Source organism: Micromonospora sp. CNZ285 (assembly GCF_004637285.1).
In genome coordinates this window covers 4,056,695-4,070,264 of sequence record NZ_SPQD01000001.1, presented here as the reverse complement: position 1 = coordinate 4,070,264, position 13,570 = coordinate 4,056,695, and the positions used below count along the sequence as shown (strand labels likewise).

Below are 13,570 nucleotides of genomic sequence, written 5' to 3'. Positions count from 1 at the left end.
GTCCGAACGGTTGTGGTGGTAACCCCACGAGGTACGCAAGATGGTCACCGTGTCTGGCCGCCATCGCATGCGTTCTCACCTCCGCGGAGCAGGTGCCGCCGCCGTGGCGGTCGCCCTGGTCGCCGTCGTAGCCGGCTCCTGGTTCGGCTACCAGCAGCTGGCCGGCCCGAACTGTTCGGGCCGGATCGAGCTGTCGGTGGCGACCGCCCCGGAGATCGCCCCCGCGGTGCGCGCCGCCGCCGACCAGTGGGTCTCCGACGGCGCCGCGGTGGGTGGCACGTGCATCGCGGTGAACGTCTCCTCGTCCGAGTCGGTCGAGGTGGCCGCCGCGGTGGCGAGCAAGCACGGCGCCACGCTCGCCGGCGTCGGGCAGGCCAGCGGCACCGCCGTCACCCCCGACGTCTGGGTGCCGGACTCCTCGACCTGGCTCGTCCGGCTCAAGAGCGGCGGGGCGAGCGCGTTCGCGCCGACCAACGGCGCCTCGATCGCGCGCAGCCCGGTCGTGGTGGCGCTGCCCGAGCCGGTGGCCTCGCGCATAGGGTGGCCGGACAAGAAGCTCCGCTGGTCCGACCTGCTCACCCAGGTCACCGCCAGCAAGCCGCTGCGGGCCGGCATCGTCGAGCCGACCCAGGACGCGGCCGGCCTGTCCGGCCTGCTGTCGCTGACCGCCGCGGCCAGCTCCACCGGCGAGTCCGGCTCGCCGAAGGCGCAGGAGGCGATGGTCGGCGCGCTGCGGGCGCTCGCCACCAACCGTTCCTCGCTGCGGCAGGACCTCCTCGCGCGGTTCCCGCGCTCGTCCGACCCGACGGCGATCGCCAACGGGCTCGGAGCGGCGGCGCTGTCCGAGGAGGACGTGATCGCCTACAACAGCACCAAGCCGCCGATCCGGCTGGCCGCGCTCTACCTGGAGCCGGCGCCGATCCCGTTGGACTACCCGTTCGCGGTGCTGCCCGGCATCGAGCCGGCCAAGGCGTCCGCCGCCAAGGTGCTCTTCGAGGTGCTGCGGACGCCGGGCTTCAAGGACCGGCTCGCCTCGCAGGCGCTGCGCGCGCCGGACGGCAACTGGGGCCGGGGTTTCCAGGCCCCGACCGGCGCGCCGAGCCCGGCCAACGGCGGCGCGAGCCAGGTGCCGCCGTCGGGCCAGGGCGGCGCGGCCGACCTCGACCCCGGCGCCATCTCGACCGCCACCACGACCTGGTCGGTGGCCACCCAGTCGGGCCGGATGCTCTGCGTCATCGACGTCTCCGGATCGATGAAGAAGCCGGTCGCGACCGCCAACGGCGCCAGCCGTGAGCAGGTGACGGTCGCCGCCGCGAGCCAGGGCCTCGGGCTGTTCGACGACTCCTGGTCGATCGGCCTCTGGACCTTCTCCACCAACCTGCAGGGCTCGCAGGACTGGAGCGAGCTGGTCGGAATAAAGCCTCTGTCCAGCAACCGGGGCGCCCTCCAGCGCGGCCTGGCCTCGATCAAGCCCTCCAGCGGCAACACCGGCCTGTACGACACGATGCTCGCGGCGTACAAGAAGGTGCAGCAGGACTGGGAGCCCGGCAAGGTCAACTCGATCGTGCTGTTCACCGACGGCAAGAACGAGGACGACGACGGCATCTCGCAGAAGGCGCTGCTGGAGCAGCTGAACAAGCTCAAGGACGACGAGCAGCCGGTCCAGGTCATCATCATCGGCATCGGCACCGAGGTGAACCGGGCCGAGCTGGAGTCGATCACCAAGGTCACCGGCGGCGGCGCGTTCGTCACCACCGACCCCAGCAAGATCGGCGAGATCTTCCTCCGGGCGATCGCGCTGCGGCCGCCCGCTCCCCGCTGACCTGAAGCTCAGCGCTAGTCTTCCGCCGTACCGGAAATCCGGTACGGCGGAAGGCTTCCCGGGTCAAGGCACGGGATGAGAACTGACGGTAATGCGTCCGAATCAATCGGTAACCATAATTGTCCAGGCATGATGACCGGGTGCCTCGACCGCGCGCTCCACACCGGAGCCGGGCGGCGACGGGGCGGTCCTGAGCGAAGTGGGGAGGGCCGGTGACCTCGGCGACGCTGTTGACCCCTGCCACGTCGTCGCGACCCGGTGGTGAACGCCCGGGCAAGACGACGCGAGCCGCGGAGCGGGCCTACATCCGGGTCCTGGTGGTGCTGGACACCGCCGTGCTCGCGGTGGCCATCCTGGTCGGTTACCTGGCCCGGTTCGGCGACGAGGAACCGACCGGGTCCGAGATCCCGTACGTGGTGGTCGCCCCGGCGCTCCTGCTGGTCTGGCTCGTCTCGCTCAAGGCGATGCGGTGCTACGACGACCAGGTGCTCGGCTACGGCGCCGACGAGTACCGGCGGGTCAGCGCGGCCAGCATGCGACTCGCCGGCGGCATCGCCATCGCCGGGTACATCGCCGACGTCGGCGTCTCCCGGGGTTTCCTGGCCATCTCCTTCGCGGTCGGCACGATCGGCCTGGAGGTGGCGCGGTTCGCGGCCCGCAAGCGGCTGCACCGGGCCCGCGACCGGGGTGCCGGCTGGTCCCGCAAGGTGCTCGTGGTGGGCGACACCGCGCACGTGCTGGAGCTGGTGCACACGCTGCGCCGGGAACCGTACGCCGGCTACCAGGTGGTCGGCGCGTGCATCCCGGACGCGCTGCTCGCCCCGGTGCCGCAACGTCTGGGCGACGTGCCGGTGGTCGGCAGCTTCCGGGGCATCCCGGAGGCCGCCACCGCGATCGGCGCCGACACGGTGGCGGTCACCGCCTCGGGCGAGCTGACCGCGACCCGGTTGCGCCGGCTCGGCTGGCAGCTGGAGGGCACCGGCGTCGACCTGGTGGTGGCACCGGCGCTGACCGACGTGGCCGGTCCCCGCATCCACACCCGTCCGGTCGCCGGCCTGCCGCTGATCCACGTCGAGGCGCCCGAGTTCCGTGGTGCCCGCAAGCTGGTGAAGGGCTTCGTCGACCGGTCGATCTCGTCGATCGCCCTGCTCGTGCTGGCGCCGCTGCTGATCGTGATCGCGCTCGCCATCAAGATCGACAGCCGGGGTCCGGTGCTGTTCCGGCAGACCCGGGTCGGCCAGGGCGGCGAGGAGTTCGGCGTCTTCAAGTTCCGCACCATGGTCGTCAACGCCGACGCCCTGCTCGCCGAGCTGGCCGCGCGCAACGAGACCGACGGCCTGATGTTCAAGATGCGCGACGACCCGCGCGTCACCCGGGTCGGCCGGCTGCTGCGCAAGTGGTCGCTGGACGAGCTGCCCCAGCTCGCCAACGTGCTGCTCGGCCAGATGAGCCTGGTCGGCCCGCGCCCGCCGCTGCCGTCCGAGGTGGCCCGCTACGACGGCGACGTGGCACGCCGGCTGCTGGTCAAGCCCGGCATGACCGGCCTCTGGCAGGTCAGCGGCCGGTCCGACCTGAGCTGGGAGGACGGCATCCGGCTCGACCTGTACTACGTGGAGAACTGGTCGCTGGCCGCCGACCTGACCATCCTGTGGAAGACGTTCGGCGCGGTGGTCAACAGCCGCGGCGCGTACTGACCCGGCGGGTCAGGGCTGCGGCCCCAGCCAGTCCAGGCAGACCACCACCGCGTCGTCCACCAGGTCACCGGCGACGAACGCCCGCAGGTCGCCGATCAGCGACCGGACCGCGTCCAGCGGCTCCATCGGGCCGGTCCGGCGCAGGAACCGGTCCAGCGCCACCTCGCCGTAGCGCACCTGCTCGGTGGTGGCGTCGACCACGCCGTCGCTGACCACGAAGAGCCGGTCCTCGCGCTCCAGCCGGAACCGCTGCGGCCGGTAGTCGGTGCCCTCGAACATGCCGAGCGGGAACTGCTTGTCCAGCTCCTGCTCGGTCACCTCGCCGGCCCGCAGCCGCAGCAGCCGCGGCGAACCGGCGTCCACCACTGTCATCTCGCCCGAGGCCAGGTCCAGCTCGATCAGGAGCACCGAGACGTGCTGTTCGCCCCGGTGCTGGGCGTAGATGGCCTGGTCGGCCAGCGCGGCCTGGTCGGCCAGGTCCAGCCCGGCCCGGCGCGCGTTGCGCAGCGCGTACGTGGCCAGCGAGGCGAGCAGCGCCGCGGCCACCCCCTCGCCGTAGCCGTTCAGCACCGCCAGCCAGAGCCGGTGCCCGTCGTCGGACCAGTCGAAGCTGTCCCCGCGCACCGCGTACGCCGGCTCCAACTGCCCGGCCAGGCTGAACGAGGGCCGGATCCGGCTGCGCCCGGGCAGCAGCTCCCACTGCATCTCGGCGGCCAGCGTGAGCCGCCTGCTGCGCCGGGCGGTCCGGTAGATGTCGGTGGTCGCCATGACCGCGCTCAGCTCGTGCCCGAGGACCGTGGCGATGGTGTCCAGCTCCCGGCGGGCGTCCGGGTCGGCGGGCACCGGCGAGACCCTCAGTACGCCCCGGCGTTCGCCGCGCATGCCCACCGGGAACCAGCCGACGCCGTCGGCGATCACCGGCTCCTGGTGGTCGAAGGCGCGCCAGGCCGGGTGGCCGGGGCCGGTGACCGACGGACCGTCGTCCAGCGGCAGCAGCTCGGCGAGCCGGTAGTCGACCTGGTAGAGCTCGGTGTGGGTGACGCCGTACGTGCGCGCGAGCTCGGCGGCGAGCCGGTCCACGATCAGGTCCGTCGGCGCCTCGGTCAGGACCCGGCGCGCGTGGCCCTCCGCTCCGCTCATCTTTGCTCCTTTGCACAGGTCGCCGGGCAGATCCGGGGAGTAGTCTCGGGCCCACCATGACCGAAGAGCGCGGTCCCCGGGGACCTGAAACGAGTATGTCCGCAGCCCTGGACGAGGCGGCAGGCACCTTGCTCGCCGTCTGGGAGGCGGCCCGGGAGCGCACCACCAGCCGGCTGTCGAGTGCCCAGCTACGCGCGATCATGGTCGTCGAGCAGTATGACGGCATCAACCTCCGCCGTCTCGCCACGCTCACCGACATGTTGCTCTCCTCCGCCAGCCGGCTGTGCGACCGCCTGGTCGCGGCCGGGATGCTGGAACGCGAGCCGGGCCGCTACGACCGGCGGGAGATCTCGCTGCACCTCACGCCCGCCGCCCTCCGGCTCCTCGCCGAGCTGCGTGCCGACCGGCGGCACCGGCTGGAGCGGATCCTGGCCGGGATGAGCCCGGAGGGCCGGGCCGCGCTGGTACGCGGCATGCGCGAGTTCGACGAGGTGGGCCGGCGCGGGGAGGCCACCGTGGCGGAGGGCTGGCCGATGCTGCAACCCTCCGGGGAACGGATCGGCGACCCGGCCCGGCCGTCCGGCGAACCTCCGGTGGCCCGTACCGCCTGACTCAGCCGGCGGGGCCGGGATCGTCAGGCGCGGCTTCGCGGGCGGCCCGCAACCGGGCCACCACCCGGGGATGCTCGGTGAGCGCCCGTTCCAGCGTGTCGAGCACCCGGTCCAGCAGAGCCCGGCCGCCACGGGAGGTCAGCGCCTCCTCCTGCCATCCGACGAAGTCGCGCAGCAGCCGGTCGTCGTCCACCCGCACGGCCGCGATCAGCGCGTCCACCAGGTGCGCGATACCGGCGGCGACATCCTCGGCGCTCTCCGGCGGCGGGTCCACCGCGGCGAGCGCGAGCCGGACCATCTCACGCCGCCGGTGCAGCACCGCCACGTACGCGTCGTCGGGCGGGGGCGGCGGCGCGCCGGTGTGCGCGGCAGACAGCGGCCGTTCCAGCAGCTCCACCGCGTCCCGGGCGCTGGCGCCCCAGCCCGCCGCGCCGATCGTGGTGGCCCACCGGCCGTCCGGACCGAAGCCGGGACCACCGGCGAGCACCGGCACCCCGGCGGCCCGGCTGGCCTCCACCATCCGCGCCGCCCGGACCAGCCGGTTCGGCTGCACGCAGCTCAGCAGCACCGCGTCCGGACCGGTCTGGTGCAGGTAGGAGACCAGGTGCCGGGCCGGCACGCTGGCGCCGAGGAACGTCACCCGCCAGCCGGCCGCCCGGACCACCTCGGTGACGATGCGGGCGGCAAGCGCGTGCCACTCGCCCTCGACGCACGCCATCACCACGTGCCCGCGTCGCGGTGGGCCGGCCGTCGCGCCCAGCGCGTCCACCACCTGCTCGCTGACGTAGGTGGCGGCGTGCTCCTGCGCGATGCTCCACGAGCCGGTGAGCCAGCGCCGGCCGACCTCCCGCTGCGCCACCGCGACCAGGTCGACCAGGACGTCCGCGACCGAGAAGCCGTCCGCGAGCAGGCCGCGCGCCAGCGCCACCGCGCCGGCCCGGTCGGCGGCGTCCAGGTGATCGAGGTACGCGGCGAGCGTGTCCGGTCCGATCCGGCGCTCGCCCGCCGGGGTGGGGCGATCAGGCGGCGGCGGTGTCACCCGGCCGCCACGGCGAGCATGGCGATGTCGTCGTGGGGCTGCCCGTCCAGCCACTCGTCGACGAGCTGGAGCACCCGCTCGACGAGCGCGGCGGGCGGAAGCCCGGTGCCGGTGGCGAGCGCCTGCCGCAGCCGGGCGTCGCCGAACATGGCCGGCTCGGTGGGGCCGCCGCGGGCCTCGGTCACCCCGTCGGTGTACGCCAGCAGCAGGTCACCCGGTGCCAGCCGTACCTCGGTGCCGGCGAACCGGGCGTCGGTGAGCGCGCCCACCGGCATGCCGCCCACCCGGACCGTCTCCACCCCGCCGCCGGCGCGGACGACGAGCGGTGACGGGTGCCCGCCACCGGCGAGGCGCACCAGCAGCCCGCCGTCCGGCTCGCGGCGCAGCGCGCCGAGCAGGAGCGTGGTGAACTGGGCCCGGCGGGCCGCGTCGGGGGCGTCCAGCAGGGCCCGGTTGAGCAGCTCCAGCAGCTCCCGGGGGCGCTGCTCGACCAGGCGCAGGGTCTGCAGCGACTGGCGGACCCGGCCGGTCAGCACTGCGGCGCCGACGCCCTTGCCGCAGACGTCACCGAGCGCGAACAGGCCGCCGTCGCCGGTGGGGAACAGGTCGTAGAAGTCGCCGCCGATGCGCAGGCTGTCCCCGGCGGCGCGATAACCGCCGGCCAGCGTCATCCCGCGCAGGCGCGGCAGCTCCGGCGGGAGCAGGCTGTTCTGCAGCACCCGGGCCAGGTGGGCCTGCTCGCCGTACAGCTCGGCGGCGGCCAGCGCGGCGCCGGCCCGCCCGGCGAACTCGCGGGCCAGGCCGATCTCCCGCCTGTCGAAGCCGGGCCGCTCCGGGCGGCGGGCCAGCACCAGCGCGCCGGCCGGACCACCGGCGCTCGGCATCGGGCTGATCAACACGGTGCCCGGACGGCCGAAGCCGGCGGGCAGCACCTCGGCCAGGTCGGCCAGCTCGGCGTCCAGCCAGGGACTCGGTTCGGTGAGGTCGCCGTCGAGCGCCTCGACAAGGCCGGGTACGGACTCCACAGTCGGCCAGCCGGCCAGGCCGGTGACCGGGCCGGGATCGCCGGTGGCGTACCGGATCCAGTGCGGCTGGTCCTCGGCGGGCGGCGGCGGGCGGTGCACCACCACGGCGACGTCGGCCAGGTAGGGCACCGGCAGCGTCACCGCGGTACGCAGCGTCTGCTCGCGGTGCAGGGACAGCCCGAGCCGGCTGCCCGCCTCGGCGAGGAACGCGGTGCGCGACCGTTCGGCCAGCAGCGCGTCGGTACGCGCGTGTTCCTCGGTGGCGTCGCGGACGTACCAGGCGCTGCGGTCGTCGGCCAGGGGGCGCCGCACGCCGCGCAGCCGCCGGCCGTGGTGGTCGGTCTCGAACGAGTCCGATCCGGCGGCGGCCGCGTCGGCCAGCGCGGGGACCCGGCACGCGGACAGGTCGACCCCGGGCGCCACCTCGGGGAGCAGGTCGGCGGCCATCGCGTTGACGAGCGTCACCACGCCCGCGTGGTCGACTGTCACGATCGCCTCGGCGAGCCCGTCCAGCAGCTCCCGGGCCAGGTGGTCGTCAGCCGGTAGCGCGACCCCGGCAACCCGCCGGGGTCGTCTCCGCGAGGCGTGTCCACCGCCGCTGACCGGCCCCGCGACACCGCCCCGGCGCGCGGCGGTCACCTCCGGTGGCCGGGCGCTTCGGTCGGTCGACCCGTGCGCATGCTGTCGGTGCACTCCTCGCTCGACGGACAGGTTGCCTGGCGGCAAGCGTACCGAGCGCAGGCACGGAATGCCCGTCGAGGATCGTCCCGGTCAGCCGGTGCGGGCCAGCCAGCCCACCGGCCGGTCGACGATCCGGCGGACCACCGAGCCGGCCCCGCCGACCGCTGCGGACTGCGCCCCGAGCACGGCCGGGCGCACCGTCACCGGCGCCCACGCGGCGGTGAGCACCCGCCGGGAGACCTCCGCCTCCACCGTCGGCCGCAGCCAGGGCGCGAGCCGGGCGTATCCGCCGCCGAGCACCACGGTGTCCAGATCCAGCAGGTTCACCACGCCCGCCACCGCGACCCCGAGGGCGGTGCCGGCGTCGGTCAGGGCGGTCAGCGTGGCCGGGTCACCGGCCTCGGCCAGGTCGGCGAGCCGGGTGGCGGCGGTGTCGGCGGGCAGTTCCGCGCCGGGCAGCCCGGCGGCGGCGAGGATCGCCTCCTGGCCCGCGTACCGCTCCAGGCAGCCCTGGCCGCCGCAGCGGCACGGCCGCCCCTGCGGCTGCACCGGGAAGTGACCGATCTCTCCGCTCCAGCCGCGCGCGCCCCGGTAGAGGGCGCCGTCGAGCACGATCCCGGCGCCGATGCCGATCTCGCCGGTGACGTGCAGGAAGCTGCGCGGGCCGGCCGGGCCGGCGTACAGCTCGCCGAGCGCGGCCAGGTTGGCCTCGTTGTCGACCACCAGCGGCGGCACCCCGTCGACCGGCTCGGCCAGCGGGTGCCCGGCCAGCAGCGCCGGCACGTCCACGTCCCGCCAGCCGAGGTTCGGCGCGAGCCGGACCAGGCCGCCGTCGCCCACCAGGCCGGGCACGGCGAGCGCCGCGCCGGCCAGGGTCAGCCCGTCGCGTACGGCGGCGGCGCGCGCCTCGGCGGCCAGCGCGGCGAGCCGGGCGAGCGCGTCGGCGGGGGAGACCGGGCGCAGGTCCGCGCGGCGGACCAGGTGGTGCCGGACCGTGCCGGTCAGGTCGACGACGCAGGCCGCCAGGTAGTCGACGTTCACCTCCAGGCCGAGCCCGGCCGGGCCGTCGGAGGCGAGCACCAGCCCGCGGGCCGGGCGGCCCGCCCCGGTACGCGGCTCCGGCTCGGCCTCGGCGACCAGCCGGCCGGCGATCAGGTCGTCCACCACGGCGGAGACGGTGGCCCGGGTCAGGCCGGTGTCGGCGGCGATCCCGGCGCGCGAGGGCGGCCGGTCGGCGGCGGCGATCCGCCGCAGCACCACCGCGAGGTTCAACTCGCGCAGGCTGCCCTGCCGGACCGCCCCGGCGGTGCTGGTGCTCGTCACCTCTTGACACTGCCACATCGCCGCCATTTAATTCAACCGCTGAACAAATCGCGGACGACACCACCACCTGGAGGTCTGCCATGGCACCCCGCCCCACCCCCGCGGACAAGTTCTCCTTCGGCCTCTGGACGGTGGGCTGGCCGGCCCGTGACCCGTTCGGCGACGCCACCCGGCCCGAGCTGGACGCCGTCGAGGCGGTGCACCGGCTCGCCGAGCTGGGCGCGTACGGCATCACCTTCCACGACGACGACCTGGTCCCGTTCGGCGCGGACGCCGCCACCCGCGACGCCCGGCTCAGCCGCTTCCGCAAGGCGCTCGACGAGACCGGCCTGGTCGTGCCGATGGTCACCACCAACCTGTTCAACCACCCGGTGTTCAAGGACGGCGGCTTCACCAGCAACGACCGCGACGTGCGCCGGTACGCGCTGCGCAAGGTGCTGCGCAACGTCGACCTGGCCGCCGAGATGGGCGCCAAGACGTTCGTCATGTGGGGCGGCCGGGAGGGCGCCGAGTACGACGTCGCCAAGGACGTCCAGGCCGCGCTGGACCGCTACCGCGAGGCCGTCGACCTGCTCTGCGAGTACGTCGTCGACAACGGCTACGACCTGCGCTTCGCCCTGGAGCCCAAGCCGAACGAGCCGCGCGGCGACATCCTGCTGCCCACCGTCGGCCACGCGCTCGGCTTCATCTCCACCCTGGCCCGCCCGGAGATGGTCGGGCTCAACCCCGAGGTCGGGCACGAGCAGATGGCCGGGCTGAACTTCGCCCACGGCATCGCCCAGGCGCTCTGGCAGGGCAAGCTGTTCCACATCGACCTCAACGGCCAGCGCGGCATCAAGTACGACCAGGACCTGGTCTTCGGCCACGGCGACCTGCTCAACGCGTTCGCCCTGGTCGATCTGCTGGAGCACGGCGGTCCGAACGGCGGTCCGGCCTACGACGGCCCGCGCCACTTCGACTACAAGCCGTCCCGCACCGAGGACATGACCGGCGTGTGGGCCTCCGCCGAGGCGAACATGCGCACGTACCTGCTGCTCAAGGAGCGGGCCGCGGCGTTCCGCGCCGACCCGGAGGTGATCGAGGCGCTCGGTGCCGCCCGGGTGGCCGAGCTGGCCACCCCGACGCTCAACCCCGGTGAGGGCTACCGCGAGCTGCTGGCCGACCGGACCGCGTTCGAGGAGTTCGACCCGGAGGCCGCCGGGGCGAAGGGCTTCGGCTTCGTCCGGCTCAACCAGCTCGCCGTCGAGCACGTGCTCGGCGCGCGCTGAGGCGGGCCGCCATGCCGCTCGTCGCGGGGGTCGACTCGTCGACCCAGTCCTGCAAGGTGGTCGTCCGGGACGCGGAGACCGGCGAACTGGTCCGGCAGGGCCGCGCGCCGCACCCGCCCGGCACCGAGGTCGACCCGTACGCCTGGTGGGAGGCCCTGCGGGCGGCGGTGACCGAGGCCGGCGGCCTGGCCGACGTGGCCGCCGTCTCGGTCGGCGGCCAGCAGCACGGCATGGTCTGCCTGGACGCCTCAGGTGAGGTGGTCCGGCCGGCGCTGCTGTGGAACGACACCCGGTCCGCCGACGCGGCCCGGGACCTGGTCGAGGAGGCCGGCGGCGGGGAGACCGGCCGCCGGTTCTGGGCCGAGGCGACCGGCGCGGTGCCGGTGGCCAGCTTCACCGCGACGAAGCTGCGCTGGCTGGCCCGGCACGAGCCGGACAACGCCGCCCGGGTCGCCGCCGTCTGTCTGCCGCACGACTGGCTGACCTGGCGGCTCGCCGGCGCTCCCGGCCTGGACGCGCTGCGCACCGACCGGGGCGACGCCAGCGGCACCGGGTACTGGTCGCCGCGCACCGGGGAGTACCGGCTGGACCTGCTGGAACGTGCCTTCGGCCGGCGCCCGGAGGTGCCTGTCGTGCTCGGCCCGGCCGAGGTGGCCGGGCACCTCGACCCGGCCGTGTTCGGCGGCGGCGCGGCGTCCGGCGCGGCCGGTCCGTCCGGAGGCCCGGTCCTTCTCGGGCCGGGCACCGGGGACAACGCCGCCGCGGCGCTCGGCGCCGGAGCCGGCCCGGGCGACGTGGTCGTCTCGATCGGCACCTCCGGCACCGTGTTCGCGGTGGCGGACACGCCGGCCGCCGATCCCAGCGGCGCGGTGGCCGGATTCGCCGACGCCACCGGCCGGTTCCTGCCGCTCGTGTGCACGCTCAACGCGGCCCGGGTGCTGGACGCCGCCGCGACCCTGCTCGGCGTCGACCTCGACACGCTCGGCGAGCTGGCCCTGTCCGCCCCGCCCGGCGCGGACGGGCTGGTGCTCGTGCCGTACCTGGAAGGGGAGCGGACGCCGGACCGGCCGCACGCCACCGGCGAGCTGAAGGGCCTGACGCTGCGCACCTCGACCCCGGCGCACCTGGCCCGGGCCGCGGTGGAGGGCATGCTCTGCGGCCTGGCCGACGGCCTGGACGCGCTGATCGCGCAGGGCGCCCGCGCCGACCGGATCATCCTGGTCGGCGGCGGCGCCCGGTCCGAGGCGGTACGCCGGATCGCGCCGCAGGTCTTCGGCCGCCCGGTGGTGGTGCCGCCGCCGGGCGAGTACGTGGCCGACGGCGCGGCCCGGCAGGCCGCCTGGGTGGCGCTCGGTGGCGACACCCCGCCCGCCTGGTCCATCGGCGACACCGAGGAGTACACCGGCGAGGCGGTCCCCGCCATCCGCGAGCGCTACGCCGAGGCGCGGGGGTAACGCCGGTACGGGGGGTCGTGCTGCGCAGGTGACCTTCACCTGATTTGCTGCCCGGCATGAGCGGCACGAGGATCTCCCGGCGCGGGAACACGGCACACCGGTTCTACAGCGTCGTGGTCTTCGTGGTGCTCGCCTCGCTGGACAACGTGGCGATCGGCCTGGTGCCCCCGCTGTACGGGCCCATCTCCACCGCCCTCGACGTACCCCAGCGGATGCTCGGCCTGGTCACCGCCGTGAGCTTCCTGGTCAGCGCGGTGGCGGCGGTGGGCTGGGCGTACGTGGGGGACCGCACCAACCGCAAGCCGCTGCTCATGGTCGGCACGCTGCTGTGGGCCGCCGGCACCGGGGGCAGCGCGCTCGCCGGGGGGTACGCGACGTTCCTGATCGCGCAGTTCGTCGGCGCGGTCGGGCTCGGCGCGGTGGGCTCGGTCGGCTTCTCCGTGGTCACCGACCTGATCTCACCGCGCCGCCGGGGCCTGGTGATGAGCTTCTGGGGGCTGTCGCAGGGCGTCGGCACGCTGGCCGGGACGCTGCTCGGCGGCGTGCTCGGCGCGACCGACTGGCGGCGGCCGTTCCTGCTGCTGACCGGCGTGGGCCTGGCCGCCACGGTGGCGTACCTGTTCACCTACGACATCCGGCGCGGGCAGAGCGAACCGGAGCTGGCCGGGGCGATCGACGCCGGGAACGAGTACGACTACCGGATCAGCCGTGCCGACCTGCCCCGGATCCTGGCCCGCCGGACCAACCGCTGGCTGATCCTCCAAGGGCTCACCGCCCAGGCCGCGTTCGGCTCGCTGGTCTGGCTGCCGGTGCTGTTCAGCCAGCGGGCCGAGGCGCAGGGCTACTCGCCCGCCACGGCGGTGGTGGTGGGCAGCATCTTCGCCACGCTGTTCCAGCTCGGCGGCGTGCTGTCCATCGTGGGCGGACTGGTGGGCGACGCGCTGCAACGGCGTACGCCCAGCGGCCGGGCCATGGTCGCTGCTGTCGGCATCCTCGCGGCGCTGCCGTTCTACCTGGTCCTGTTCTTCGTGCCGATCCGCATCGACGTGCCCGACGGCGCCGGTTCCGGCGCGGTGGTGACGGCCGTGCTGTCCAGCGTGTTCACCGAGCCGTCGGTGGGGCTGAGCCTGCTCACCGCCGTGGTGGCGCTGGCGCTGACGTCGGCGAACTCGCCGAACTGGTTCGCCCTGATCGCCGACGTCAACCCGCCCGAGCACCGGGGCACCGTCTACAGCCTGGGCAACCTGGTCAACGGCGTCGGCCGGGCGGCGGGCAACGGGCTGGTCGGGGTGGCGTTCGCCGGGCTGCGGGCGGCCTTCCCGCCGCCGCTGAACTACGCGGTCGGGCTGGCCGCGTTCCAGCTCTTCTTCATCCCGACCGGGATCATGTACTGGCTGGCCGCCCGCACCTCGCCCCGGGACATCGCACAGGTGCACGACCTGCTGCACGCCCGCGCCGGGCGGCTGGAGAGCGAGGGCCCCGCCGGACGGTGACCGTCCGGCGGGGCCACTGC

At 74.8% G+C, this 13,570-nt stretch carries 10 protein-coding genes; 6 read left to right on the top strand and 4 right to left on the bottom strand.

Going from position 1 to position 13,570, the window contains the following annotated elements:
• Positions 1-67: 67 nt before the first annotated feature.
• Positions 68-1,822 carry a substrate-binding domain-containing protein gene (locus CLT75_RS18450; protein ID WP_209310345.1) on the top strand — a complete coding sequence of 585 codons (1,755 nt, stop codon included), beginning with the start codon at positions 68-70 and terminating at the stop codon, positions 1,820-1,822.
• Positions 1,823-2,034: 212 nt separating this feature from the next.
• The gene (locus CLT75_RS18445) at positions 2,035-3,516 is read left to right on the top strand and encodes a sugar transferase (protein ID WP_135241737.1); all 1,482 of its coding nucleotides are present in this window, start codon (positions 2,035-2,037) and stop codon (positions 3,514-3,516) included.
• Positions 3,517-3,525: 9 nt separating this feature from the next.
• Here the strand turns inward: CLT75_RS18445 and CLT75_RS18440 are convergent, their stop codons facing one another.
• Entirely contained in the window at positions 3,526-4,656 is a 1,131-nt protein-coding gene (locus CLT75_RS18440; RefSeq protein ID WP_135241736.1) for a PP2C family protein-serine/threonine phosphatase, read from the bottom strand.
• A 95-nt stretch (positions 4,657-4,751) separates the two neighbouring features.
• Here CLT75_RS18440 and CLT75_RS18435 point away from each other — a divergent pair, with 95 nt between their 5' ends.
• Positions 4,752-5,267: a MarR family winged helix-turn-helix transcriptional regulator gene (locus CLT75_RS18435; RefSeq protein WP_135241735.1), complete on the top strand. Its 516-nt coding sequence runs from the start codon at positions 4,752-4,754 to the stop codon at positions 5,265-5,267.
• 1 nt (position 5,268) lies between these two features.
• On the opposite strand, the gene CLT75_RS18430 is transcribed toward CLT75_RS18435, so the two are convergent.
• The 3 genes from CLT75_RS18430 to CLT75_RS18420 all read right to left on the bottom strand — a co-directional run bounded on the left by CLT75_RS18430 (position 5,269) and on the right by CLT75_RS18420 (position 9,362).
• Positions 5,269-6,306: a cobalamin-dependent protein gene (locus tag CLT75_RS18430; protein WP_135241734.1), complete on the bottom strand. Its 1,038-nt coding sequence runs from the start codon at positions 6,304-6,306 to the stop codon at positions 5,269-5,271.
• Positions 6,303-7,970 (bottom strand): PP2C family protein-serine/threonine phosphatase, encoded by a 1,668-nt coding sequence (locus CLT75_RS18425; RefSeq protein WP_486485215.1) that lies wholly within the window; start codon positions 7,968-7,970, stop codon positions 6,303-6,305. Before CLT75_RS18425 ends, CLT75_RS18430 begins: the two co-directional genes overlap by 4 nt.
• 132 nt (positions 7,971-8,102) lie before the next feature.
• Entirely contained in the window at positions 8,103-9,362 is a 1,260-nt protein-coding gene (locus CLT75_RS18420; RefSeq protein WP_135241733.1) for an ROK family transcriptional regulator, read from the bottom strand.
• Positions 9,363-9,415: 53 nt separating this feature from the next.
• On the opposite strand from CLT75_RS18420, the gene xylA reads away from it, so the two are divergent.
• Genes xylA through CLT75_RS18405 form a run of 3 tightly spaced genes read left to right on the top strand, consistent with a single transcriptional unit; the run spans position 9,416 to position 13,550 of the window.
• Complete coding sequence (xylA, locus tag CLT75_RS18415) at positions 9,416-10,603, top strand: xylose isomerase (protein ID WP_135241732.1); 1,188 nt, start codon at positions 9,416-9,418, stop codon at positions 10,601-10,603.
• A gap of 11 nt (positions 10,604-10,614) precedes the next feature.
• Positions 10,615-12,057: a xylulokinase gene (gene xylB / locus CLT75_RS18410; protein WP_135241731.1), complete on the top strand. Its 1,443-nt coding sequence runs from the start codon at positions 10,615-10,617 to the stop codon at positions 12,055-12,057.
• Positions 12,058-12,113: 56 nt separating this feature from the next.
• Entirely contained in the window at positions 12,114-13,550 is a 1,437-nt protein-coding gene (locus tag CLT75_RS18405) for an MFS transporter (RefSeq protein ID WP_135241730.1), read from the top strand.
• Positions 13,551-13,570 lie beyond the last annotated feature (20 nt).

Excerpts from the sequence above, each read along its gene's own strand:
- CLT75_RS18420 (WP_135241733.1), bottom strand. The coding sequence starts at position 9,362 with ATGGCGGCGATGTGGCAGTGTCAAGAGGTGACGAGCACCAGCACCGCC.
- xylB (WP_135241731.1), top strand. The coding sequence starts at position 10,615 with ATGCCGCTCGTCGCGGGGGTCGACTCGTCGACCCAGTCCTGCAAGGTG.
- CLT75_RS18435 (WP_135241735.1), top strand. The coding sequence starts at position 4,752 with ATGTCCGCAGCCCTGGACGAGGCGGCAGGCACCTTGCTCGCCGTCTGG.
- CLT75_RS18450 (WP_209310345.1), top strand. The coding sequence starts at position 68 with ATGCGTTCTCACCTCCGCGGAGCAGGTGCCGCCGCCGTGGCGGTCGCC.
- CLT75_RS18440 (WP_135241736.1), bottom strand. The coding sequence starts at position 4,656 with ATGAGCGGAGCGGAGGGCCACGCGCGCCGGGTCCTGACCGAGGCGCCG.
- CLT75_RS18405 (WP_135241730.1), top strand. The coding sequence starts at position 12,114 with ATGAGCGGCACGAGGATCTCCCGGCGCGGGAACACGGCACACCGGTTC.
- xylA (WP_135241732.1), top strand. The coding sequence starts at position 9,416 with ATGGCACCCCGCCCCACCCCCGCGGACAAGTTCTCCTTCGGCCTCTGG.